The 24,841-nt window shown below is 63.6% G+C and carries 16 protein-coding genes and 1 riboswitch; of the genes, 11 read left to right on the top strand and 5 right to left on the bottom strand.

The window, feature by feature from the left end:
- Window positions 1-77 precede the first annotated feature (77 nt).
- A riboswitch (cyclic di-GMP riboswitch) is annotated at window positions 78-182 on the top strand.
- A gap of 243 nt (window positions 183-425) precedes the next feature.
- Window positions 426-2,423: a methyl-accepting chemotaxis protein gene (locus tag ACOVRJ_RS06705; RefSeq protein WP_422043110.1), complete on the top strand. Its 1,998-nt coding sequence runs from the start codon at window positions 426-428 to the stop codon at window positions 2,421-2,423.
- 26 nt (window positions 2,424-2,449) lie between these two features.
- On the opposite strand, the gene ACOVRJ_RS06710 is transcribed toward ACOVRJ_RS06705, so the two are convergent.
- Window positions 2,450-4,192: a helix-turn-helix transcriptional regulator gene (locus ACOVRJ_RS06710; protein WP_422043111.1), complete on the bottom strand. Its 1,743-nt coding sequence runs from the start codon at window positions 4,190-4,192 to the stop codon at window positions 2,450-2,452.
- A gap of 198 nt (window positions 4,193-4,390) precedes the next feature.
- On the opposite strand from ACOVRJ_RS06710, the gene ACOVRJ_RS06715 reads away from it, so the two are divergent.
- Window positions 4,391-5,803, top strand: coding sequence for an MATE family efflux transporter (locus ACOVRJ_RS06715; protein ID WP_422043112.1), 1,413 nt, complete (start codon window positions 4,391-4,393; stop codon window positions 5,801-5,803).
- A gap of 1 nt (window position 5,804) precedes the next feature.
- Here the strand turns inward: ACOVRJ_RS06715 and ACOVRJ_RS06720 are convergent, their stop codons facing one another.
- Both ACOVRJ_RS06720 and ACOVRJ_RS06725 read right to left on the bottom strand, forming a co-directional pair.
- Complete coding sequence (locus tag ACOVRJ_RS06720) at window positions 5,805-6,380, bottom strand: GGDEF domain-containing protein (protein WP_422043113.1); 576 nt, start codon at window positions 6,378-6,380, stop codon at window positions 5,805-5,807.
- A 69-nt stretch (window positions 6,381-6,449) separates the two neighbouring features.
- Window positions 6,450-7,334 carry a LysR substrate-binding domain-containing protein gene (locus tag ACOVRJ_RS06725; protein WP_422043114.1) on the bottom strand — a complete coding sequence of 295 codons (885 nt, stop codon included), beginning with the start codon at window positions 7,332-7,334 and terminating at the stop codon, window positions 6,450-6,452.
- 221 nt (window positions 7,335-7,555) lie between these two features.
- On the opposite strand from ACOVRJ_RS06725, the gene ACOVRJ_RS06730 reads away from it, so the two are divergent.
- The 5 genes from ACOVRJ_RS06730 (at window position 7,556) to phnX (ending at window position 13,515) form a co-directional block, all read left to right on the top strand.
- Window positions 7,556-8,536: a putative 2-aminoethylphosphonate ABC transporter substrate-binding protein gene (locus ACOVRJ_RS06730; RefSeq protein WP_422043125.1), complete on the top strand. Its 981-nt coding sequence runs from the start codon at window positions 7,556-7,558 to the stop codon at window positions 8,534-8,536.
- A gap of 122 nt (window positions 8,537-8,658) precedes the next feature.
- Window positions 8,659-9,768: an ABC transporter ATP-binding protein gene (locus ACOVRJ_RS06735; protein WP_422043115.1), complete on the top strand. Its 1,110-nt coding sequence runs from the start codon at window positions 8,659-8,661 to the stop codon at window positions 9,766-9,768.
- On the top strand, window positions 9,765-11,501 hold the full coding sequence (locus tag ACOVRJ_RS06740) for a putative 2-aminoethylphosphonate ABC transporter permease subunit (RefSeq protein ID WP_422043116.1): 1,737 nt from the start codon (window positions 9,765-9,767) through the stop codon (window positions 11,499-11,501). Before ACOVRJ_RS06735 ends, ACOVRJ_RS06740 begins: the two co-directional genes overlap by 4 nt.
- Before the next feature lie 43 nt (window positions 11,502-11,544).
- Complete coding sequence (locus ACOVRJ_RS06745; protein ID WP_422043117.1) at window positions 11,545-12,660, top strand: TIGR03364 family FAD-dependent oxidoreductase; 1,116 nt, start codon at window positions 11,545-11,547, stop codon at window positions 12,658-12,660.
- A 33-nt stretch (window positions 12,661-12,693) separates the two neighbouring features.
- On the top strand, window positions 12,694-13,515 hold the full coding sequence (gene phnX, locus ACOVRJ_RS06750) for a phosphonoacetaldehyde hydrolase (RefSeq protein ID WP_422043118.1): 822 nt from the start codon (window positions 12,694-12,696) through the stop codon (window positions 13,513-13,515).
- 478 nt (window positions 13,516-13,993) lie between these two features.
- Here phnX and ACOVRJ_RS06755 read toward each other — a convergent pair whose 3' ends face one another.
- Complete coding sequence (locus ACOVRJ_RS06755; RefSeq protein WP_422043119.1) at window positions 13,994-15,679, bottom strand: alkaline phosphatase D family protein; 1,686 nt, start codon at window positions 15,677-15,679, stop codon at window positions 13,994-13,996.
- A gap of 297 nt (window positions 15,680-15,976) precedes the next feature.
- On the opposite strand from ACOVRJ_RS06755, the gene ACOVRJ_RS06760 reads away from it, so the two are divergent.
- A complete protein-coding gene (locus ACOVRJ_RS06760; protein ID WP_422043120.1) occupies window positions 15,977-16,594 on the top strand; it encodes a PEP-CTERM sorting domain-containing protein in 618 nt (205 codons plus the stop codon).
- Window positions 16,595-16,642: 48 nt separating this feature from the next.
- Here the strand turns inward: ACOVRJ_RS06760 and ACOVRJ_RS06765 are convergent, their stop codons facing one another.
- The gene (locus ACOVRJ_RS06765) at window positions 16,643-18,562 is read right to left on the bottom strand and encodes a glucokinase (protein ID WP_422043121.1); all 1,920 of its coding nucleotides are present in this window, start codon (window positions 18,560-18,562) and stop codon (window positions 16,643-16,645) included.
- A 534-nt stretch (window positions 18,563-19,096) separates the two neighbouring features.
- Here ACOVRJ_RS06765 and glk point away from each other — a divergent pair.
- The 3 genes from glk to ACOVRJ_RS06780 all read left to right on the top strand — a co-directional run bounded on the left by glk (window position 19,097) and on the right by ACOVRJ_RS06780 (window position 24,422).
- A complete protein-coding gene (glk, locus tag ACOVRJ_RS06770; protein WP_422043122.1) occupies window positions 19,097-20,152 on the top strand; it encodes a glucokinase in 1,056 nt (351 codons plus the stop codon).
- 319 nt (window positions 20,153-20,471) lie between these two features.
- Window positions 20,472-23,261, top strand: coding sequence for a TonB-dependent receptor (locus ACOVRJ_RS06775; protein ID WP_422043123.1), 2,790 nt, complete (start codon window positions 20,472-20,474; stop codon window positions 23,259-23,261).
- 261 nt (window positions 23,262-23,522) lie between these two features.
- Entirely contained in the window at window positions 23,523-24,422 is a 900-nt protein-coding gene (locus ACOVRJ_RS06780) for a hypothetical protein (RefSeq protein WP_422043124.1), read from the top strand.
- Window positions 24,423-24,841 lie beyond the last annotated feature (419 nt).

Genomic DNA, 24,841 nt, shown 5'->3' on the forward strand with positions numbered 1-24,841 from the left:
CTAGGGTTTTCCCTTGACTGGCTGATGCCGGTCAAAGACACTTCAATACCAGTTGCAAACCAGTCCATGGATGCGCAACGGTTTATCGGCACACCCGCTTGAAAGACGGGGCCGCAAAGCCTCCGGTCTACCGTCCCGGCGAACCTCAAATTCGCCGGCACCAAGATAGCGGGGTTGCCAGGCAGGCCTGATTGGGCGTGACACACCGTGTGCACGCACCCAGGGCATGCTTGTCATGCAAAAGGCGTAGACGGCGACATGCCGTTTCGCGCCTCGTCGCAGCGACTCATTTCTCGTTTTCTTGGGCGTGCCTCTGTGGCCCCTTGTTGGCCTAACCCTGCACGCTTGGCGATTGATGCGAGCCCTGGCGTGCCCCTGTTTGAGCCGCTGGCGTGAACAGGGCTTGCCAAAGAAATGCCTTGAATATGAGTTCCTTGAACGCTGCCGATTTCAGTTCCGCCTCTTTGCGTGCCGATGCGAACATGCCCGCCTTGAAGCCCCATGCCAGCCTGGCGCGCCGCGTGGCGCTAGCGGGAGGTTTGGGTGTGGCGACGATGATCGGTTTGACCAGCCTGGGCCTGAGCCTGCAGGCGACCGGCGTCGAGCGTGAGCGCGCCGCGCAACTGGCGGCCAGCGAAGCGAGCGCCGTGGCCCGCATGGCGGACTCCTTCGATAGCAGCGCCCGCCTGATGGTGGACCGCTTCTACAACACCTTTGCCACTGACTTCAAAGGCAGCTTCAGCCTGCTCAGCTTGAACGATGGCGGCGCGGAACTGCTGTTCGAAGGCCAAAAGCTGGCCGGCAACTTCGAGGCGGTGGACCGCTTCAGCCGCAACACCGGCGGCGCCGCCACGCTCTTCATGCGCAAGGGCGATGACTTCTTGCGCATCAGCACCTCCTTGAAAAAGGAGAACGGCGAGCGTGCCGTCGGTACGCTCTTGGGCACCAGCCATCCGGCCTACCGCAAGATGATGGACGGCCAGCCTTTTGTGGGCAAGGCCGTGCTCTTTGGCAAGCCATTCATGAACCATTACCAGCCGATCAAGGACGCCAGCGGCGCGGTCATCGGCATCTTGTTTGTGGGCTTTGACACCAGCGAGTTCCAGCAGTCGTTGAGCAAGCTGAGCGAGGAGGTCAAGCTGTTTGGCACCGGCGGCGTCTATCTGGTCGACCCCACGGGTGCCAAGGGCCGCCCTTTGTTCAAGGGACACCCGACTCAAAGCGGCAAGCCGGTGGCCGAGGTGGACGCTGCCGCCGAGACTTTCATGACCGAGTTGTTCAAGAAGCCTGAGGGCGTCATGAGCCCGGCGCCGGCTCTGTTGAACAAAGCCAATGACGATGCCTGGGTGGTGGCGCGCCGCAGCGAGGCGACCGGTCTTTGGGTGGTGGCCGAAGTGTCCGATCGTCAGGCTTTGCGTCAGCATTGGGCCGAGCAGCGCAAGCTCTGGTTGACCCTGGGTTTGGTCAGCTTGGGGTTGGCTTTGGGTCTGTGGCTCTTGCTGCGTCGCTGGGTGGAGGCCCCATTGGCTCTGCTGAATGCGGCCGTTACCCGGGTTGCAGGAGGCGATTTGTCGGCCCCGGTGCAGGCCTTGCGTCAGGATGATCTGGGCGCTTTGGCCTGCAATGTGGAGCGCATGCGGCAACAGCTGGCGCAGACCATTGGCTCGGTGCGCATGGCCACCGACGGCATCTCCACCGCCAGCTCGCAAGTGGCGGCCGGCAGCCAAGACTTGTCGGGCCCCACCGAGAGCGGCGCCAGCAGCTTGCAGCAGATTGCCAGCTCCATCGAGCAGCTGACCGGCGCGGTCAGCCAAACCGCTGAGGCGGCCCGTTCGGCCACCGAGCTGGCGGTGACGGCCAATCAAGCGGCCGAGCAGGGCGGCGAAGTGATGCAGCAGATGATGATGAAAATGGACGACATCAACACCGCCAGCCGCAAGATCGGCGAGGTCATCGGCACCATCGATGCGATCGCCTTCCAGACCAATATCCTGGCCTTGAATGCCGCCGTGGAAGCGGCCCGTGCCGGCGAGCAAGGCCGTGGCTTTGCGGTGGTGGCCAAAGAAGTGCGCAGCTTGGCGCAGCACTGCGCCGAGTCAGCGCGTGAGATCAAGGGCTTGATCGGCGGCAGCGTCGACTGCGTGGACTCGGGCCTGAAGCTGGTGCAAACCGCCGGCCGTTCGATGGCGGATATCCTCAGCAGCATCGCCCGCGTCAACACCGTGGTGATGGAAATCAACGATGCCACCCGCGAGCAGCGCAGCGGCATCGGGCAGGTCAATGCGGCCATAAGCGATCTGGACAACAGCACCCAGCAAAACGCGGCGCTGGTGGAGGAGAGCACCGCCGCTGCCGAGAGCCTGCGCGCTCAGGCACAGGGCTTGGCCGAGATGGTCAGCGGCTTCCGTTTGCAAAAAGCCTGAAGACCCGTCGCGGCGCAGGCAAAGGCTTAGCGCCGCCGCCGCACCAGCTGCACCGCCTCGGCGCGCGAGCCCAGGCCTAACTTGCTGTAGGCTCGGTTGATGTGGGTCTTGACGGTGGCGACCGAGACAAACAACTGAGCGGCGATCTGCTCATTGCTCAGCGGCTCGCCAATCAAGCGCAGCACCTGCCATTCGCGCAGCGTCAGGCCCAGCGGTGGCGCTTCGCCGCTCGTTGTTGCGTCGGCGCTGGTCTCGGTGGCGGTGTCAGCGACACTCGTCTCGGGTGCTTCCACCTGCAGCCGGTTCAGCAAGTCCTTGGCATGCTCCCGGGCGCGTCGGTGGTGGACGATGGCGGGCGTGGCCAGCAGGGCATTCAAGGGCCCGATCAGCTTGGGCGCCAGCCACAGCAGGTCCATCTCCGAGGGTTCTTCGGCGTCCAGCCATTGGCGCAAGGCCAGCAGGTCCGGTGTCGGTGAACCCAGGGCCTGAATCAGCTGTAAGCGGCGCGACAGCAGCGGCAAGGGCCGTGCCTGCAGCTCTGAGCTCAAGGCCTGCAGCCGCTCCGCCGGCCAGGGGCGGGCGCCCAGCAGTGCGGCGCCGGCCTGCAGCACCCAGCGTTCCAGTTCGTACAAGCCAGCGCCGTCGGCCACGGGCGATGCGTCGCTGTCGGCCAAGCTCAGCAGGGTGGGCCGTTCATGCTGCTGCGCGGCCAACCAGATCTGCGCGTGCAAGAGGCGGTTGCGCCATTTGAAGCAGTAAAAGGTTTTGCGCTCGCGTCCTTCCAATTCCTGCAAAACCTTGGCGGCGGCGTCCAGGCGGCCTTCAGCCAAACCTTGCATGGCTTGATCCAGTAACTGAGGGAAGGCCATGTAATCCTGCGCGGGCCAGGGCTCGTCCAGCGGCCGCAAGCCATGCGCTTGGCGCAGGCGCTGTGCTTCTTGGGCGTAGAGCTGAGCGGGCGCCGGCAGGTCTTGCTGCAGATGCAACTCGGTCAGCGCTTGCAGGGCGTCAATCTGCAGCACGGTGGCTTTGTCGCGGGCGGCGCCCTTGAGGGCCGCGCTCAGTGGAGCAATGGCGTCTTGGGGGTGGCCTGCTTCCAACAGAGCCAGACCCAGGGTGTAGCGGGCCAGCAAGGCCGGCGGGTTCAGGTCATTCGGAAAAGCGTCGATGGCGATCTTGGCCTGCTGGCAAGCGCGCGGCGCTTGGTCGAACATCTGGGCGATGCGGGCCTGCAGCGTGGCGCGCAGGGCCGGGCTCAAACCCGGGGCGCTTTGCAGCACGCGCTCCACCGAGTGCGGCTCGCCCGCCACCTCGATCGTCCAAATAAAGCGCAGGCCCAGCAGCTCGCCTTCTTGCAGGCGGGGGTGCAGCTGGTTCAGGGTCAAGAACTTGCCGACCAAGGGGCGGGCCGGGCTGTAGAACAACCACCAGCCGGCGCTCTCCAGCAGGTCCAGCTGCATATCCGGCCGACCATGGCTGAGCAGCAACTCGGCCGCGCGGACGGTTTGGCCGGAGTTCAAAAACAGGCGCACCGCGCGGGTCAGCAATTCCTCGTCAACCAGCGCAATCACGGCCACTGGCGTCTCGCCGGCATCACTCAGCAGCGCCAAGGCTGCCTCGATATCGCGCGGCGTTTGCGTCAGCAGGGCGGCCAAGGTCAGCGTGTCGAGCGGACCCAGCAATTGCAACGCTGCGCTCACGCGGGCGGGCAACTCGCCAGTAGGCGCTGCTGCGAGCTGGATTCGAGGTGCGTGCAAACTTGAATTCATGCGGGGAGTGGAGGGACGGGGCCGACTCAATCCACTGCGGGGGTGGATGCTGGGGCGGGAGGCCTTTGAAACAATCGCTCGAGCGTCGCAGTCTAAGGGTTCACTGTCGCTTTGGGCCCACGGGCCGCGCGCTGCTCTTGGCCGTGCAGCGGATGACGCGCTGTTTTCACCGATCTTCTGTCCTTGCGTTTTTTGTTGATGCCCAAGTCTGCCTCGCCCCGCGCCTCAGTCGCCAACACGCCAGCGCCCAAGCTGCTGGCCCTGGCCTGGCCCTTGTTCATCGAGTTGTGGCTGGCGATTGCGCTGGGTCTGGTCGGCACTGCTTTGGCCGCGCGCATCTCAGACGCTTCGGCCGGCGGTTTTGCATTGGCGAATCAGTTGGCCGGCACGTTGTTCATTCTGTTTCGGGTGATTGGCGCCGGCGTGAGCGTGGTGTTGACCCAAAGCCTGGGCGCAGGGCGGCGCGACGCGGCTGATGCCGTGGCACGGGCGGTGCTGGGCGCCAGCAGTTGGATTGGCGCCATCACCGGCTTGGCTGCCTTGGTGGCAGCGGCACCCTTGTTGCGCCTGTTGAATGCGCCGGTCGAAGTCATGCCCTCTGCCTTGCCTTTCTTGCAGGCGTTGGCGCCGGCGCTCGTGCTCGATGCCTGGAACGCTTCGATGTCGGCCGTCCTGCGTGCCCATCTGCGCAGCCGCGAGGCCCTGATGGTGGTGGTGGTGATGCAGCTCACCCATCTGGGCCTGGCCTTGCCCTTGATGCTGGGTTGGGGTCCGCTGCAAGCGCTGGGCATTCCGCCCTTGGGCCTGCCCGGCTATGCGGTGGCGCTGACCTTGAGCCGTGTCCTCGGCCTGACTCTGCATTTGATCTTGTGGCGCAGCCGCCTGGGCCTGCGGCCGCTGGCCAGCGATTGGTGGCGGCTGCCGCGCGCCGAGTTGGGTGCGGTGCTGCACATTGGCCTGCCCGGTGCGGCCGAGAACATTGCTTACCGCCTGGCCTTTATGGTCAGCGTGGGCGTGGCCGGTTTGCTGGGCGCCACCGCGCTGGCAACCCAGGCCTATGCCTTGCAGCTGATGGGCTTTGTGATGATGTTTGGCATCGCCACCGGCTTTGCGGTGGAGATTGTGGTCGGCCACATGATTGGCGCCGGCCGCCTGCATGCGGCGCATCAGCTGGTGCGGCGGGCGCTGGGGCGGGGCTTGGTGGTCAGTGTGTTGGTGGCGCTAGCAGCGGCCCTGGCCGGGCCGCATTTGATGGCGCTCTTCACCGAAGACCCGGACATCATCCGGGCGGGCTGTCAGCTCTTGTGGCTGACCGTCTTGCTGGAGCCGGGCCGCACCTTCAATTTGGTGGTGATCAATGCCTTGCGAGCCGCTGGCGATGCGCGTTACCCGGTGATGGCCGGGGCGGCGTCGATGTTGCTGGTTTTGGCGGGCGGCAGCTGGCTTTTGGCCATCTATCTCGATCTGGGCGTGCAAGGCTTGTGGATCGCCTATGCCTTGGATGAGTGGATTCGCGGCCTCTTGATGTGGCGGCGCTGGGCCAGCCATGCTTGGGTGCCGCATGCAAGGGCAGCGGGCCGTCGCTTGCGGCAACGGCCCGTTTCAGCCTGAGTCAGTCTTGGCTGGGCCAAACACCCGGCTGCACATCAAAGCGAGGGTACCAGTCGGAGGGCAGGCTGCCGGCCCAGACGCGGTTGTGGTGCGGCTGCAAGCGCTTCTTGCCAAAGGTCATGCGGGCATCGGCCAGCGAGAGCAGGCTGGTGGCGCTCCAGTCGCTGCCGGGCGGGCTGGCGGCCGCGCCCAGGGTGACGGTGATGGGGCTTGGGCCCTCCAAGCTGGCGAACTCGCTGGCGACTTCGCCGCGCAGCGCTTCGGCCTTGTCGACCGCGGCTTGCAAGTCGGCGCCGGGCAGCAGCATGACGAATTCATCGCCGCCCAGGTGGGCGAGGCTGGCGCCGGCCGGCAGGCGCTCCGTCAGCAGCTTGGCCACGCGTAGCAAGACGGCCTTGGCCTTGTCGGCGCCTTGGTCATCCAAATAACTCTTGAAGTGATCGAGGTCAAAGGTCAGGGCTGCCAGCGGGGTTCCGGCGGCGCGGGCCGCGTTGGCGGCGGATTCCATCTGGCGCTGCAGAGCTGGGCGATCCAGCAGGCCGTCGAGCTCAAGTTTGTCGGCAATCAGATTGGGCATTGAGCACTCCTATGAGGGACACGCCACCATAGTATGCAGGCCTGCGCGCCCTGGCACGCTCCAAATCCCCTAGTTTTTGAACTTCGCTTCAGCAGCCGGACGCTGGCAGGCGGCCAAAAAAGTGTCGATCAGGCGTGAGTCGCGGCGGTCTTTCAGGCAGTAAAGGTACTCACGCACCTGCGGCACCTCGCCGTCAAAAGGCAGGACCCGCAGCTCCGGGTGCTCGCAGACCTCGTTGGCGGCAAAGATGCTGACGCCCATCTGCCGGATCACCGCCTCGCGCAGGGCCTCGCGACTGGCAATCTCCATGCTGCTGAGGGGCTGAACCTGGGCATCGGCCAGCATCTGCTCGGTCAGTTGGCGCGTCATCGAGCCGCGTTCGCGCATCAGCAAAACACAGGCGCTCAGATCGCTCAAGGCGACCGTTTTGCGCCGGGCCAGCGGGTGCTCGCGGTGCACCACCAGGGCCAAGGGGTCGGCGCCCAACTCGATGTGGTGCAGCCGAGGGTCGGTTTCCAGATGCGAGGAGGTGGCGATATCGACCCGGTACTCCTGCAAGGCGTCGATCATCTGGCGCGAATTGCCGGCGCCGATGCTGATCTCCACCTGCGGATACTGCTGTCGGTAGCGCTTGACGATGTCCAGCACATAGTAGGGCGCGGTGGCGCCAATGCGCAGGCTGCCTCTTTGCAGCTCACCGGCATTGCGCAGCGCAAACTCGAGGTCGATCTCTTGCTGCAATAGCTGGTGCACCCGCGGCATCAGCTGCACGCCGGCATCGCTGATCAAAAGGCGGCCTCCTTCGCGGCGGAACAGCTCAACGCCGTAATGCTCCTCCAAGGCGCGGATCTGCGTGGTCACCGTCGGCTGGCTCAGGCCCAGATGCTTGGCGGCCAGGGTCACGCTGCCCAGCCGGGCCACGGTGAAAAACGCCTTCAGCTGGGTCACCAGCATGAGGGGCTCCTCCACCAGGCACGCAAAGACGCCAATACCTGATTTCTGAAATTTGCGTCCTTTGACGCTTTGTGTTCATGGCCCATCCCTACAGTTTCGCTGATCCCAAGGCAGGGCCGAAGCCGGCCGTGCGTGGAGCGAATGACCCCTAAACCCCTGGAGCTGTGATGCGTCAAAAATTCCTGAAGCCCCTGTGCGCTGTGCTGGGCCTGTCGGCCCTGATGTTGGGCCAAGCCTGGGCTCAAGGCAAAACCGAGTTGTTGGTCTATTCCGCCTTGGAAGCCGACCAGATCAAGGCCTACAAGGCCGCTTTCGAAGCCGACAACCCCAGCATCGAGCTGAAGTTTGTGCGCGAGTCCACCGGCATCATCACCGCACGCCTGCTGGCCGAAAAAGCCAATCCGCAAGCCGACGTGGTTTGGGGCCTGGCCGCCACCTCGCTGATGCTGCTGGACAAAGAAGGCATGTTGCAGCCTTACGCGCCCAAGGGCCTGGAGCAGGTGCGCGCCAGCATGCGCGACCCGCGCGCCCAACCGACCTGGGTGGGCATGGACCTGTGGTCGTCGGCTGTTTGCTTCAACACGGTGGAAGCCGAAAAGCGCAAGCTGCCCAAGCCCACCAGCTGGGCCGACCTGACCCAGCCGGTCTACAAAGGCACGGTCACCATGCCGCACCCTGCCTCCAGCGGTACCGGCTTCCTGATGGTGTCGGCCTGGCTGCAAAGCATGGGCGAGGCCAAGGGCTGGGCCTTCATGGATGCGCTGCACCAGAACATCGGCAGCTACACCCACAGCGGCTCCAAGCCTTGCCGCCAGGCCGGCGCCGGCGAGTTTCCGGTCGGCCTGAGCTTTGACTACCGCGCCAACAAGACCAAGAAGGACGGCGCGCCCATCGACATCATCTTCCCCAAGGAAGGCTTGGGTTGGGATGTGGAAGCCACGGCCATCTTCAAGACCAGCAAAAAGCAAGACGCCGCCAAGGCACTGGCTGATTGGGCCGTGACCAAGAAGGCCAATGAGCTCTACGCCGCCAACTTCGCCGTGCTGGCCCTGCCGCAGGTGCAAGAGCGCCTGGAGTTTGTGCCTTCCGACATCGAAAAGCTGCTGGTCAAGAACGACTTCAACTGGGCCGCGAGCAACCGCGACCGCATCTTGACCGAATGGGCCAAGCGCTACGAAGGCAAGGCTGAACCGAAGAAGTGAGGGAGTGAGAGGCTTGGGGCGCCGGGGGATGTGGCCTTACGCCGCATCGGCCCCGGCGCCCTTGGCCTTTGATTGCAATCGCTGACCTGAATTAGTGCGCCACCCACAGAAGAAGAACACCCATGCTCTCGGTACAACACATCACCAAACGCTATGGCGCCCAGCCGGTGCTGCGCGGCATTGCGCTTGAAGTGGCGCAAGGTGAATTCATCAGCTTGCTGGGCCCCTCGGGCTGCGGCAAGACCACGCTGCTGCGCATTCTGTGCGGCATCGAAACCCCCGACACCGGCAGCATTCATTTGCAGGGCCGGGACATCACTGCCTTGGCCGCCTCGCAGCGGCGCTTTGGCGTGGTGTTTCAGTCCTATGCCCTGTTCCCCAATTTAAGCGTGCTGGACAACGTGGCCTACGGCCTGCAGGCCATGAAGCGGCCGCAGCAAGAAGCGCGGGCGCTGGAGATGCTGTCTCTGGTGGGTCTGGCCGAGCATTCGCGCAAGTTCCCGGCCCAGCTCTCTGGCGGCCAGCAGCAACGGGTGGCGCTGGCCCGCGCCTTGGCGCCGCAGCCGCCGTTGCTCCTGCTGGATGAGCCCTTGTCGGCCCTGGATGCCCAGGTCCGCGTCGGCCTGAGGGCCGAGATTCGCCGTCTGCAAAAGCAGTTAGGCATCACCACCATCATGGTGACGCACGACCAGGATGAAGCGCTTTCCATGTCAGATCGGGTTGTGGTCATGCACCAAGGCCAGATCGAACAAGCCGGCACGCCGCAGCAGCTGTACGCCCGCCCGCAGACTCCTTTTGTGGCTGGCTTTGTTGGCAAGATGAATCTGCTGCAGGCCCTGGTGACCGGCGCCGGCCGCGCCCGTGTGGGCCAGCATGAACTGCGCTGCGAGGTGGATGAATTCAAGACCGGTAGCCCCTTGCTGCTGGGCCTGCGGCCCGAGGCCATCGTCTTGCGCCCCGAGGCCTGTGATTTTGAGGCGCCGCCCTATGGCGCTAGCAATACCGTGAAGGGCCAGGTGCAAGAGGCTGTGTTCCTCGGCCCCTGCACCTTGCTGCGCCTGCGCTGTGAGGCCTTGGGCGATGTGGTCTTGGAGGTGGAGCTCTCAACCTCCCGCGATGCGAGCCTGCCCGAATGGTTGGGCCTGGGCTCGGGCCAGTCGGTGCTGGTGGATCTGCCGCCGCAGGCCATTCGTGGGCTGGCCCAGCCGCTGTCGATGTTGAGGGCAGCATGAGCGCGGTCTTGGATCGCTCGCTGCTGGCGCCCAGCGCCAAGCCCACCTGGGCCGCCAGCTGGACGCTCTGGCGTGAGCGTGCGCCGCTGGCCTTGCTCTTAGGCCTGGGGCTGCTGCTGCTCTTGTTGTCGATTGCCTTGCCGGTCGGCAGTCTCTTGACGCTGAGCTTCTTTGACGCTGAGGGTCGCTTTGTTGGCCTGGCCAATTTTGTTCAATACGCGGCCAGCCCCAATGTGGGCCGTTCGCTGTTCAACAGCTTGTGGCTGTCGGGTTTGAGTGCGCTGATCAGCGTCAGTCTGGCCTATGTCTATGCCTATGCCTTGACGCAAAGCTGCATGCCGGGGCGGCGGCTGTTTCGCGCCGTGGCCTTGCTGCCGGTGCTGGCGCCCTCGCTCTTGATGGCCATCAGCTTGATCTATTTGTTTGGCAACCAGGGCTTGCTCAAGCCTTGGCTGCAGATGCTGCCGGGCTTTGAGAGCATTTACGGCCCCTCGGGCATCGTCATCGGCTCGGTGCTCTGGACCTTGCCGCATGCGCTGCTGATTCTTTTGACCGCCCTGGGCACCAGCGATGGCCGCCTGCATGAGGCTGCGGCCAGCTTGGGCGCCAGCCGTTGGCGCATCTTCCGCACGGTGACCCTGCCGGCCAGCCGCTACGGGCTCTTGATCTCGCTGGTGGTGGTGTTTGTGATGGTGCTGACCGACTTTGGCGTGCCCAAGGTGATTGGCGGCAACACCCAGATGCTGGCCACCGACATCTACAAACAAGTGGTCGGCCAGCAGCGCCTGCAAATGGGCGCGGTGGTCGCGCTGGCCTTGCTCCTACCTGCGGTCGCGGCCTTCTTTGTGGAGCAGCGTCTGCGTCGCTCGCAAGGTGCCGCGCTGACGGTGCGCGCCGTGCCTTATCAGCCCACGCCCTCCAAATGGCTGGACGGCAGCCTGCTGCTGTTTTGCAGCCTGATCGCCATGCTTTTGCTGGGCGTGATGGCGGTGGCGGTGTTCGCGGCCCTGGCGACTTATTGGCCTTACAACCTGCAGCCCTCGCTGAACAACTTCCGCTTCGACATGATGGACGGCGGCGGCTGGGCCAGCTATGGCAACTCGATCAAGATGGCCTTGTCTTGCGCCGTGTTGGGTGCGGGTTTGACCTTTTTGACCGCCTATCTGGTGGAAAAGCCGCGGCGCTTCGCGGTGGGCCGCAGCCTGCTCAATGCGATGGCCAGCCTGCCGATGGCGGTGCCGGGCTTGGCGCTGGGCCTGGGCTACATCATGTTTTTCAATGCATCCTGGAACCCGCTGCACGGCCTGTATGGCGGCATGAGCTTGTTGGTGATCTGCACGGTGGCGCATTTTTATTCGGTGGCGCATATCACCCAGCTTTCGGCCCTGCGCCAACTGGACCCGGAGTACGAGCTGGTGGCCGAGTCCTTGGGCGTGCCCTTTTGGCGCACGCTGTGGCGAGTGCATCTGCCGGTCAGCTTGCCCACGATGATGCAGGTAGCGGGCTACTTCTTCGTCAATGCCTTGACCACCGTGTCGGCCGTGGTGTTTTTGTATTCGCCCGAGACCACCTTGGCCTCGGTGGCGGTGCTGGCCATGGATGACGCCGGTGATATCGGCCCGGCCGCGGCCATGGCGGTTCTGATCTTCGTCACCGCCGCCGTGGGTCGACTGCTGATCGGCTTGCTGGAGGTCTTGTTAGTCACCAAGACCCAGGCCTGGCGGGCTCGCTGAAGCTTGGTGTGATCCTTCTTTTTTGACACTGAGAAAATAGAACATGAAGTACGACTTGATTGTGGTGGGCGCCGGAATCGTCGGCCTGGCCCATGCCTATGCAGCGGCCAAGCGGGGCCTCAAGGTCTTGGTGCTCGAACGGGACGCGGCCTGCGTGGGCGCCTCGATCCGCAACTTCGGCTTTGTCACCGTGACCGGCCAGAAGGCCGGCGCCAGCTGGGGCCGTGCGCGCCGTTCGCGCGAAGTCTGGGCCGAGGTCGCGCCGCAGGCCGGCATCGAAGTGGTGCACAGCGGCCTGTATCTGGCCGCCGAGCGCGAGGAAGCGCACACGGTGCTGCAGGCCTTCATGGCCACCGAGATGGCACAGGGTTGCGAATTGCTGAGCCCGAGCGATGCGCAGCAGCGCGCCGGCGGGGTCTTGCATGCCGACGCCTTGCAAAGCGTGCTCTACAGCCCTCATGAGCTGCGCGTCGAGTCGCGCACCGCCATCCCGCGCCTGACCAACTGGCTGGCCGCCGTGCATGGTGTGGAGTTCCGCTTTGGCGAGAGCGTTTTGTCGGTGCAGACCCCCCATGTACAAAGTTCGCGCGGCAGCTATCAGGCTGAGCGCGTGGTGGTCTGCGCCGGTGCCGAGCTGAATGGCTTGTTTGCTACGTCATGGACGCCGCACCAACTGCGCCTGTGCCAGCTGCAGATGCTGCGCGTGCGCCCCGAGGCCGGCTTCAAGCTGCCGGGCTCGGTGATGGGGGACTTGAGTTTGGTGCGCTACGAGGGCTATTCGGAGCTGCCCGAAGCCCAGGCCCTGCGTGTTCGCCTGGAAGCCGAGGAGGGCGCCAGCCTGTCCCATGGCATTCACCTGATCGTGGTGCAAAGCGCCGATGGTTCGCTGGTGGTGGGCGACTCGCACCACTACGGCCCGGTGCTGCCGCCCTTTGCCTCCGAGGAAGTGGACGCTTTGATCTTGCGTCATCTGCGCTCGACCTTGCAGCTGCGCGAAGCGGTGGTGACCGAGCGCTGGGTCGGCACCTACCCCTCTTCCTTGACGGAGCCTTGCCTGGTGGAGACCCCGGCGCCCGAGACCCGTTTGGTCACCGTCACCAGCGGCACCGGCGCCAGCACCGCCTTTGGTCTGGCCGAAGAAGTCTTTGCCGCCTGGTAAATCTCGCATCCAAAAAGAAAGAACAGTTCAAGCATGAGCACCGAAAATAAGAACTCCTTGCAAGCCGTCGTTTTTGATTGGGCTGGCACCATCATTGACTTTGGCAGCCAAGCCCCGATGGGCGCCTTTGTCCAGTTGTTTGCTCGTTATGGCGTGGAGATCAGCATCGCCGAGGCCCGCGTGCCCATGGGCTTGGCCAAGTGGCACCATATCCACGCTTTGGGCAATCAGCCGCAGATCGCCGCTCGCTGGCTGGCTCGCCACGGCCGCGCCTTCTCCAACGCCGACTGTGATGAGTTGTACGAGGTCTTCACTCCGATGAACCAAGAAAGCGTCAAGCAGCATGCGACGCTGATTCCCGGCGCACTGGAAACCGTCGACGCCTTGCGCGAGCGCGGCCTCAAGATCGGCTCCACCACTGGCTACAACCGCCCCATCATGGAGGTGGTGGTGCCCTTGGCTGCCCTCCAGGGCTATGTACCCGACAACCTGGTTTGCGCCGGCGATATGGCCAGCGCAAGACCTGGCCCTTTGATGATGGTGCGCACGCTGTCGGATCTGGGCGTTTGGCCGCCCAGCAGGGTGGTCAAGGTGGATGACACCGTGCCCGGTCTGCAAGAAGGCCGCGCCATTGGTGCCTGGGTGGTGGGTCTGGCCATCACTGGCAACACCTTGGGTTTGAGCGAAGCGGAATGGGCGGCTTTGTCAGCCGAGCGCCAAGTTGCGCTGCGCGAGCAAGCGACGCAGGAACTTTTGGCCGGTGGCGCGCATTTTGTGATTGATGGTGTGCATCAGCTCTTGCCGCTGATCGACGAGATCGAGCGGCGTGTGGCGGCTGGGGAGCGGCCTGACTAAAACGGTTCAGCGGCTTTCGCTCCGGTGGCCCGGCCCGCCGCCGTGCTCATGGTGTCCGGGTCGGCTCTGGCGAGCCGACTGCCCTCGCTGCTCACTGCGCGGGTCAGCGGCGGCCAACTCACTTCGTTCGCTGCGCTCACTCCGTTCAAACAGGGGCCGCCAAGTCAGACCTTGAAGCGCGCTGCGCGCGCCTGACCCGCTCCGCTGCGCGCTCGGCCGGGCACAAATCGCCCTTCGGCAGGCCGGGCCCCCTCGAGTGCGGCTTTCGCCACCCGAAAAAACCGTCGTTCGCTATGCAAGCGCACTGCAGCTCGGGCAGTTGCTGGGCAATTTGTGAGGGGCCGAGCAGCGCAGGGAAGTCGTCGCGAAGCGACGACCCCCGAGCCATGAGCCCGTCGACTGCCCGGGCTGCAGTGCCTCACCAATAACCCCAGTGATTTTGCTGGCCGGGCCGCCGGAGCGCACATGAAAAACCTCCTCAAACCTCCGTCAAATGCCGCGCCCCCGCACCCGGCAAGACCGCCAGCGAGCGGCCAATGCTGGTTTCGTAAGTCTTGGACTTGACGGTGCTGACGTAGTGCCAGTCGCAGCGGCATTGCTGGGCGGTGGCGGTGACCACCATGAAGCCGCGTTGGTGGGTGTTGGCGTACTTCAAGGGGCCGATGATTTGCTCGAGTCCACCGGCCACGGCCAAGGGGTTCTCTTTCGGGAAGTACTCTTCAAAGCCGGGCGAGCTGACGCCGGGGGTGGCGAATTCCACGCCGACTTGATTGCCTTGGTAGTCATGCAAATCGCTGGCCCAGGCATTGTGGGTGTCGCCGGCCAGTACCACCAGGTTCTTGTTCAGCGAGCGGGCTGTGCCCAGCACGACTTCACGGGCGATGGAGTAGCCATCCCAGGCGTCCAGGTTGTAGGGAATGGCGGGCTGAGCGAGCACCGCTTTTTGTGCATCGGTCAGTGCCGCTGGATTGCTTTGCGCCAGCGCCAACAAGGCCACATAGTCAGAGAAGCTGATCTGACCCAGCACCAGCGGTGCCGGAATATTCATGCGTGCCATCAGCACCTGTTGGCCCAGCACTTGCCAGGTTGCATTGCTGCTGGCCAGGCGGCCTTGCAACCATTGGCTTTGTTGGCTGCCGAGCAATTGGCGGGCTGGGTTGCCCATATCGGCGGCGAACTTCGCTGCATTGAAGCCGCTGGCGCCCATGTAGTTGGCGTAGCTCAGTTGCTTGTCACGGCCCAGTGCGCGGGTGTCGAGCATGTGCAGATCGAGCAGATTGCCGAACTTGAAGGAGCGGAAGATCAGTTCTGGGCGAGCCGCGTCGCTGCGGATCGGCATCCACTCGTGATAGGCCTTCATGGCGGCGGCGCGGCGGATGACGAAGTCTCCCTCGGTGCCCGGCGTGTGGTTCTCGGCACCGTCCTTCCAGGTGTCGTTGGCGATCTCATGGTCGTCCCAGACGCAGATAAAGGGCAGGGCGGCATGCACGTCTTGCAGGTCGGCATCGCTGCGGTACTGGGCATAGCGTTGACGGTAGTCGTTCAAGCTCAGCACTTCGGTGAGCGGCAGCGACTCGCGGCCCATTTGAGCGGCATCCGCCGAGGCGTAGCCGCCACGGGCGTATTCGTAGATGTAATCGCCCAAATGCACGGCAGCGTCCAGGTCGGCCATCTTGGCGGCTTCGGCGTAGACGTTGAAGTATCCGGCGGGGTAGTTGGAGCAAGAGAACACCGCCAGCTTGACCGCGGCCACGCTGCCATTGGCCAGGGTGCGGGTGCGGCCGGTGCGTGAGGCCTGACCGTTGACGATGAAGCGGTAGTACAGCTTTTTGCCGGCGGGCAGACCCAGGGCATCGACCTTGACCGTGTGATCGCGCTCTGCCAAGGCCAGGGCACGGCCACGGCGCAGGATTTGAGTGAAGCCCTCATCGCTGGCCACGTCCCACAGCACGGTGACCGAGTTGCCCAGGGCCGGGTTGACGCGGGTCCAGAGCATGACGCGATCGGCCAGGGGGTCGCCGCTGGCGACGCCATGGGTGAAAGGGCTGGTGGGCGTGCTGTTGGTGGCGGCGCGGACCACTGCGGGCGCGGCCAGTCCGATCACGCTGACGTCGCGCATGAAGGCGCGGCGCTGAGAGGAGTTGATGCTGCTGTTGTGGGACATAAGAGTACCTGGCGATGGAGGGATGGGCCGTGCAAGCCATTCCTGGCTCGCTATGGCGCATCAGCATAGGCAGGCGCTGTGACAAAGCACTGCCGCAGCAAAGCGCTGGTCGTGGGTCGAATGGCTCTTGATCCGTTCAGCAGGGAGGGCTTGACCGACGGCAGTCATCCCGTCTGCCTAAGCTTCGCACCAAGAAAGGCGCTCCAGGCGCTTCTTCAAACGACCGAGTCTGTGCTCGTGCCTTGTGCATGCAGACCGGTGGTATCCCTTCCTGCAACACCCATGAGAAAGCAAGACATGAGCACTCCCAAGTTTTTGCAGCAAGCCTTGATTCCTAAGCTGAGCGCCGTGCTGCTCGCCGGTGTGGCTGCTATCGGTTCGGCTCAGGCCTTGACCTTGAAGTCCCATTCTCTGAATGGCGCTGTCTTGGACAGCAGTTTTTCGACGTCCAGCCTGATTGCTTTGGATCTGTCTTTCTTCAGCGCACAGCCCGTCAGCCTAGAGTTTGAAGTCGAGGCGGCCGATGTGGGCGCAACGCTGGCCTTCAACGCGGTGTTGAAGGCCGTGGGTGGCAGCGATTTCTTGTCCGATCTGCACCTGCAACTGAACCGGGGTGTGAACTGGGTGACCGGCAGTGCCTATAGCCTCAAGGGTTCGGATCTGCCGGTGTTCGCCGTGGACGGCAGCGCAGCGCATGCGGGCTTGAGCAGCGCAGGCCTGAACGACATCTATCTGGGCAACCCCTTTGGCGAAGGCAAGACCGACTGGCAATTGCAGTTGGGTGGCTTGCAACAGGGCGACCGTTTCGTGATGAACATCAGCCAAGTCAGCCCCGTGCCTGAGCCGACCACGGCGGCCATTTTGGCTCTGGGCTTGGCGGCCCTGTTCTTGCTGAACCGGAGTCGCGATCGTTGAGCACAGAAGCTGGGCGCGCTGATCTGAGCGCGCGCCTAGCGCCCTGGCTCAGCGGCTGTGTGAGGTCAATCGTGCCAGCGGTGAGGCCAGGCTGACACCGGGTGCGGTGCTGCTGGAGCGCGATGCCGGTTCCGCAGCGCTGGCCGGTTTGGCGCTGCCAGGTGGCAGCAGATCCACACCTTCCGGGTTGCGCCGCATGGCGACCCCCACGGCCAAGATGTCGATCACCAACAGATGCAGGATGCGGCTGACCATGGGCACATGGGTGGCCACATCTTCCTGATGGTCCACGATCAGTGCTACATCGGCCTTGCGGGCCAGCGGCGATTGACCTGCAGTGATGGCGATCACAAAGGCGCCGCGCGCATGCGCTGCATCCATCACTTCCAGCAGCTCCGGCAAACGGCCGCTATTGCTGATGACCACGGCCACATCGCCGGGTTTGAGGACGTTCGCGGCCAGGCGTTGCAGGCGCGGGTCGGTGTAAGCGGCGCTGGGCATGCCAAAGCGCAGGAACTTGAACTCGGCGTCTTGCGCCACCACGCCGTAATGCCCCAGGGCGTAAAACTCGATGCGGCCGGCATGCAGCAGCAGCTCCACAGCGCGGGCAATCATGTCGCGGTTCAGCTGGCTGCGCACCTGCAGAATCGCCGAGGCCGTGTTGCCCAACACCTTGGCGCCCAGCTCCAACATCGAGTCATCCAGATTCACCTGGCTGTGGGTCACCGGCACGGTGCCGGTCAGGCCCGAGGCCAGGCGCAGCTTGAAGTCCGACAAGCCTTCGCAGCCCAGCGTGCGGCAAAAGCGAATCACGGTGGGCTGGCTGACATTGGCCGCGCGGGCGATGGTGGCAATCGGGTCGTTAAGTGCGGAGCGTGGATGCGCCAGCACATGCTCGGCCACGCGCAGCTCGGCCGGCGATAACTCGGCGCGGGCGCGGCGGATCTGGCCCAGCAGGCCGGCGCCGGGCTGGGTCTGCAAGGTGCGCAGCTGGGCTTCCAGAATCGCGGACGCGCCCTTGAAGGTGGCGTGCTCGGCGGTGATGACAAAAGTCGGGATGCCCGCCACATAGTCGCTGAAGCGGCCCTTGTCCTCGAAGCGAGCACGGAAGGGCGAGCGGTCAAAAGCAGCGCCCAGGCGCGGCACGATGCCGCCGCCGATATAGATGCCGCCCAGGGCACCGAGCGTGACCGCCAAATTGGCCGCCGCCGTGCCCAGCAGGGAGCAAAACACTTCGAGCGTTTCAACGCAAAGCGGGTCTTCTTGGTCCAGCGCGCGCTGGGTGATGTCGGGCGCGCCCAGCTCTTCGGCCCGCGCGTTGCGGTAGTCAGCCAGGGCGCGGTAGATAAGTTCCAAACCTGGGCCCGAGAGCAAACGCTCAAAAGAGACGTGGGGGAACTGCCGCCAGGCATGGCGCAGGATGGCGATCTCACGCTCATCGCGCGGTGCGAAATTGGTGTGACCTCCCTCGGTGCCAAGTGCGATCCAGCCGTCGCCGGTGGGAATCAGCCCCGACACGCCCAGGCCCGAGCCCGAACCCAGCAGGCCGATCACGCTGGGCATGCGGGCCTCGCCGCCGCCGATCTGGCGCACCTCATGGGCCGAGAGCCTTGGCAAGGCCATGGCCAGCGCGGTGAAGTCGTTCACCACCACCAGCGTGTCCAGGCCGAGACGGGCGCGCATCTCTTCGATGGAGAACTGCCAGTGGTAATTGGTCATGCGCACCTGGTCGCCTTCAACCGGGTTGGCAATGGCGATGGCGGCGTGCGCGATTTGCTGCACATCCGGGGCTTCGGCTGCGCTGCTCAAGCCGGCCAGATAGCTGCTCACCGCGGCATGGAAGTCCGCATGGTCGGCGCAGCGCAGCGAGGCGATATGGCTGAACTCGCCCGGCTTGGCCTCCAGAGCAAAACGCGCATAGGTGCCGCCGATGTCGGCGATCAATCGTGGGCTGTCAAGGCTCGACATAGATAGGCGAAGTCGCTGCTGGCGGGTTTGTAGGGCGGGTCACTGCGCCGGGGATGAGAGATGAATCTTGGGCGCTGCATTATGGGGCCGCTCTTGCCGTGCCCGGCACAGGGCTGGCCCGGGGCCGCCATGCCTGCCTGGTGAGCGGCGACCCTGTCTCTGAAGCATCTGACATGCGGCGTGTAGCTTGACTACAGCTTGTGCCCAGCGGGCTGCCGTCATGAATTCACCACGTTTTCAGGGGTTCTTGGTTTGATTTTCCCTGTTGACGCTGATTTGCGCAGACGACTTGGGCGCATTCGGGTGAAAGGCTATTGCGCGATGAATGTAGTTTTGCTACCTTTTGTGCCTGAGGTGGGGTGCTTGGGCCTGGTCTGGCGAGCTCCCGGTGTGAAAACTGATCCGGCTGCCTGTGTGGCGCGGGTCTGATGGGTCCAAAACAATCGTGCAAGCTCTTCCTTCTCAATTCAGGCCTTGGACTCCCGCTCGGGAGAAAGCGCCCGTGCTCGGTTTGGCTTGCAGTGGAGGTGCTCTGTGTTAAGTGCGAGCTATCCCTGCTTGGTGGCCGATGTTGGTGGTACCAATGCGCGCTTTGCCTGGGTGGCTTCGGCCGGTGCGCCGGTGAGTGATATCGCCGTGCTGCCGGTGCATGCGCACGCGGGGCCGGCAGCGGCGGCGCAGTCTTATTTGGCGCAATTGCAAATCAGCTTGGGAGCGGGCTATCAAGCCCCGCGTCGCGCTGCCATGGCGGTGGCGACTGCGGTTGCCGGCGATCGTGTCGAGTTGACCAATGGGCACTGGAGCTTCTCGCGCCAGGAGCTGCAGCAAGCCCTGGGCTTGGACTCTCTTTTGGTTTTGAATGACTTTGAAGCCTTGGCTCTGTCTTTGCCGCGTTTGCAGGCTGGGCAGTTGCGTCCGTGGCCGCAAGCTTCCGGCGTGGTGGAGGTGGTGGCGCCTCAGGCTACGGTGCAGGGCTTAGGGCAGGGCCCGGCGTCAGGCCCGACGCTGGCGGTGATTGGCCCGGGCACCGGCTTGGGTGTGGCGGGTGTGACTCGCGTGCGTGGCGAGTGGGTGGCTTTGCCGGGCGAGGGTGGTCATATGACCCTGGCGCCCGGTGATGCGTTTGAGAGCGAGTTGCTGGCCTTTGTGCGGCGCGCTTATGAACATGTGTCGGCCGAGCGCTTGCTCTCGGGCATTGGTCTGCCCTTGCTGTACAGCGCCGTGGCGGCGGTGCGTGGGGCTGCGGACTTGCCTGCTGAGGCGCCGGCCTTGTCTGCTGAGGTCATTGTCGAGCGCGGTTTGGCGCGCTCAGACGCGCATTGCGAAGAAACGCTGGAGGTCTTTTGCGCCTTGCTCGGCGGCTTTGCCGGCAATGTGGCCTTGACCCTGGGTGCGCGCGGCGGCGTGTTCATTGGTGGCGGCATCGTGCCGCGCTTGGGTGAACGCTTTTTTGCCTCGCGTTTCCGAGAGCGCTTTGAGGCCAAGGGGCGCTTCCGTGGCTACCTGGCCGACATCCCGACCGCCTTGATCACCGACACCTTGGCGGCCCTGGGTGGCGCAGCCCTGGCTTTGGATCAGCAGCACGACTAGGGTGCATGCGGCGCAATGAAGCGCTGTAGTTGCCTTCCATTGTGCGTGTAATTTGACTACCTGGCGTTTGTTGTGGCTAGGTATCAAGGTGGTCTTTTGTGCAATGCTTTGCTTGTTTATAGGGTTTAACCCTGAAGTTTTTGGTAAAAAAGCGAAGAAACTTGAAGTAACAAAACAACATATAGGGTTTACGTTTGTTCCTTGTAAATCTAGTTTTGGTACAAATCGCTTTGTGACATTGAGTTCTTGGGTTCTGTGCTTGTGAGACGAAAAGCGGGTACAGGGCAATGTTGTTGGGTTTGGCTTGAGGAGACATTGAATGAATACTTCCGTAGAGAAGCGCAAGCAGTCCAAGGCTGTGAAGCGCGAAATTTTTAGCATCAAACCGGTGGCCCTGGGCTGCGGCTTGTTGATGTTGGCCACTGGTGCTGCTTATGCGCAGCAGGCCTCAGAAAAGCTGGACACAGTCACTGTGACCGGCATTCGAAAAGGCATTGAAGCGGCCATTTCGATCAAGAAGAATTCGGATTCCATCGTCGAGGCCGTGTCGGCCGAAGACATCGGCAAGCTGCCGGACAACAGCATCGCCGAGTCGATCGCTCGCTTGCCCGGCTTGTCGGCCCAGCGCGTGGCCGGTCGTGCCCAGGTGATCAGCGTGCGCGGCTTGTCGCCCGACTTCGCTACCACCTTGCTGAACGGCCGCGAGCTGGTCAGCACCAGCGACAACCGCAGCGTCGAGTTCGACCAATACCCCTCCGAGCTGTTGTCCGGCGTGACGGTCTTCAAGACGCCTGATGCCGGTTTGGTCGGTCAGGGCCTGTCGGGTACTCTGGACATGCAGTCGGTGCGCCCGCTGAACTTCGGCAGCCGCGTCGTGACCTTCAATCTGCGCGGCTCCAACAACTCCTTGGGCTCGGCTGCCAATGCCAGCGCCAACGGCAATCGCCTGAGCGCCAGCTATATCGACCAGTTCAATAACCGCACCCTGGGTATCGCGATTGGCTTCGCGCACCAGGAGACGCCGGTGGCCGAAAACCAAACCGGCACCTACGAGCCTTACTTCGCCAACCCGACCACCACGGTCAATGAAAACCGCCATCGTCCCGGCGTGGCCGACGGCGTCTTCATGACCGACGGCGTCAAGGCGCTGCGCCGCACCGGCTTCACCAAGCGTGATGGCGTGATGGCCACGGTCGAGTGGAAGCCCACCAGCGACTGGACCAGCACCTTGGATCTTTTCAGCTCCAAGACCAAGCAGACTGACACCGCCAACCAGTTCGAGTCGCACCTGTATTACAACGGCAGCTACCCTTGCGAGCCGGCTTGCACTTGGACCAATGCCGTGGTCAATGGCAGTGGCACCCTGGTCGGTGGCACCGTGGCCAGCGTCTATCCGCTGGTGCGCGGCCAGTACAACCGCCGTGAAGACAAGATCAACGCCATCGGCTGGAACAATGCCTTCAAGCTGGCGGGCGTAGCTTTGTCGGCGGATGCCAGCTACTCCAAGGCGAATCGCGACGAGACCAATCTGGAAGTCAACACCCAGCTGGTGCCGGCCAAGCAGTTGGACAGCCTGACCATGCTGTTCCCCAACAATGGCTTCGTGACCATGAACCCGGGCCGCGACTACTCGGACCCGAGCAAGCTCTTCCTGCGCGACAGTATTTACGGCTCGGGCTATGCCCGCATCCAGAACATCGAAGACGAACTGGGCAGCCTGAAGCTGCTGGCCAAGCTGCCGGCTCCCGACTCGCTGGGCAGCTGGTTTGCCGACTTCGATTTGGGTCTGAACTATGTGGACCGCAAGAAGTCCAAGCACCAGCCCGAAGGCCCGATCACCTTGAAGGGCGCCGAGGCGCCGATCTCGTCCGACCTGATCTACAAATCGGTCAATCTGGACTTTGCCGGTTCCAAGCTGAGCTCCATCCCGTCCTTCAATGTGCCCGGCATCGTCGACAAGTACATGAACCTCTCGCCCAGCGAGACCGATGCGGCCTACAAGATCCCCGGTGCTTGGACCGCCAAGGAAAAGATCACCACCGGCTTCTTGAAAGCCAATATCGACTCCAACTGGGGCGGTGTGTCGGTGCGCGGCAACTTCGGCGTGCAAGTGCAAGCGGTGAATCAGTCTTCGCAGGCCAACTACTGGGACGCCGCCGCGCCCGCCGGCAAGAACGTCAAGCCGGTGGATGACGGCAAGACCTATACCGATGTGCTGCCTAGCCTGAACCTGGCTTTCGGCCTGGGCAATGACCAGACCGTGCGCTTTGCCTTGGCTCAGCAAGTGGCCCGTCCCCGTGTGGACCAACTGCGTGCCGCCATCAACTTCGGCGTGGACCAGTCTACCGGCAAGCCCGGCGCCAGCGGTGGTAACCCCCGCCTGGACCCCTGGCGCGCTGACGCCGTGGACATCTCTTACGAGAAGTACTTCGGCAACAAGGCCTACTTCGCGGCTGCGGCTTTCTACAAAAAGCTCAACAGCTACATCTACACGCAGAGCAATGCCTACGACTTCTCGAAGTTCATTGCCGGCTATGTGCCGCCCGCAGGCTCGCCTCCTGCTCAGACCACCGGTCAGTTTGAGGCGCCTTACAACGGGCAGGGCGGCAATCTGAGTGGTGTGGAGTTGTCGGTGTCCTTGCCCTTCGCGCAGTTCTCGCCCATGTTGAGCGGCTTCGGCTTGGTCGCCAGCACCAGCATGACGAACAGCAGCATCAAGATCAAGGCCGACCCGAACAGCCAGTCCTCGGTGGGTTCTGCGGACATCGCGCTGCCGGGCTTGTCCAAGACGGTCAGCAACCTGACCTTCTACTACGAGAACAGTGGCTTCGAGGCGCGCATCAGCCAGCGTCGTCGCTCTGACTTCATCGGCGAAATCAAGAACTTCGATGCCTCGCGTTCTTTGCGTTATGTGGTGGGTGAAAACATCACCGACGCGCAGATCGGCTACAGCTTCAACGAAGGCAGCATGAAGGGCCTGGGCCTGACCTTGCAGGTGAACAACCTGACCGACTCGGCCTACCGCACCTACTTCGGCACCAAGGATCGTCCGGGCGAGTACATCAAGTGGGGCCGCACCGTGATGCTGGGCGCCAGCTACAAGTTCTGATCTGAGTTGAAGCTGGGGGCCTGAGCTTCAGCGCGCCCCAGACTGTGAACCTCCGCCTCACCCTTGCCGGCAGTCATTGCTGGCAGGGGTGTTCTTTTTGGGTGAGCAGTATTGCTGCGTCTTGGGTCGTGGGCTGATGGCCCGGCGCGATTCGCCTGCTTCCCTGGCTTCGGCTAGCATCTTGCGAACGTTGCAGTGCTGGCCTTTTCAAGAATCGCAGGATCACTGGATCGCTGAATCAATCGAAGGAGAACCCCGCCCATGTCCGCCGCCATGAGTCGCTCTCGACTCAGCCGTCGCAACTGGCTTGCCCTCAGCCCGGCGGGGGTGATGGGTGTCATGGCGGGTGGTGGCAGTGCCGCCCAAGCAGGCGAGACCTTGGCCATGGCGGCGCCGGCCGATGTGCTGCAGGACTACGAGCTCTTCATAGCTGGCCGCGATCCTTTGCGATTGACTGATTTTTCCGGCTCGGGGACACGCCGCGATGTGGTCGAACTGGTGCTGGTGCAGCAGGCCTTGGCGTTAGGAGGCTGGGCCGAGGATGTGGTGTTCTCTGCCATGCCAACCGATGCCCGCTTGATGAAGGAGATCGCCGATGCTCGGCTGATGTGCAGTTGCACCAGCTATTGGCTGGAGGATGTCCGTCGCTCGGGCGGTTTGCTCTTGGCCAGCGAGAGTTTGGTCGAGCCGGGTGAGTTCGAGGCTGGCTTGTATGTGCTACCGAGCAATAAGCGCGCCTTGGCGGCACGCACGATCAACGATGTACGCCGCCTCAGCGCGGTCAGCAATCGGCAGTGGACCGTGGACTGGCGAACCTTGGAGCTGTTGGGCATTTTCAAGCGTGAGCATGTCGCGACCTGGGAAGTCATGCCCAAGATGGTGGCCGCGGGACGTGTCGACTTCTTGCTGGCGCCTTTTCAGGCCTCACCCGACTTGTCATTGCAAGTGGGTGAGCTGCGCTTGGTGCCGATTCCAAATCTGAAGATAGGCCTGCTCGGCAGCCGGCACTTCATTGTTTCCGCCAAGCACTCCCGAGGTGCCGCCTTGCTGGCCTGCTTGAATCTGGGTTTGCGTCAACTGCGCCAGTCCGGCATCCTGCAGAAGGCCTACACCGAGTCTGGCTTCTTCAATGCCCGCGTGAGGGCTTGGACCAAACTGTGAAGCCCGCAAGCGGACCTTGGATGCTTAGGGGGCGCTATTGGGTCGGAGATGCCGGTCCCAGTCTCCCAGGTGCTTGCCTTTCATCTGAGCATGTTTTGCAAGCTGCCTGAGCCCACCGCAAGTCGTCGCTGGTGGTTTGGGTTTGGAGAGTTGCTGAATAGCGTCAAGGTGCCCGGAGCGGAACTCGAGTTTCGCTTTCCCACGCAAAGTTGACTCGGCCCGCCGCCGTGCTCATGCCGCCCGGGTCGGCTCTGACGAGCCGACTGCCCTCGGGACTCACTGCGCGGGTCAGCGGCGGCAAACTCGCTCCGCGAGCAAAGCTCGCTGCGCTCAAACAAGTGCCGCCAAGTCAGATGTTGAAGCGCGCTGCGCGCGCCTGACCCGCTTCGCTGCGCCCTCGGCCGCGCACAAATCGCCCG

Origin of the sequence: Roseateles sp. (assembly GCF_049240545.1) — a bacterium.
In the GTDB taxonomy this organism is placed as follows: Bacteria; Pseudomonadota; Gammaproteobacteria; order Burkholderiales; family Burkholderiaceae_C; genus Paucibacter_A.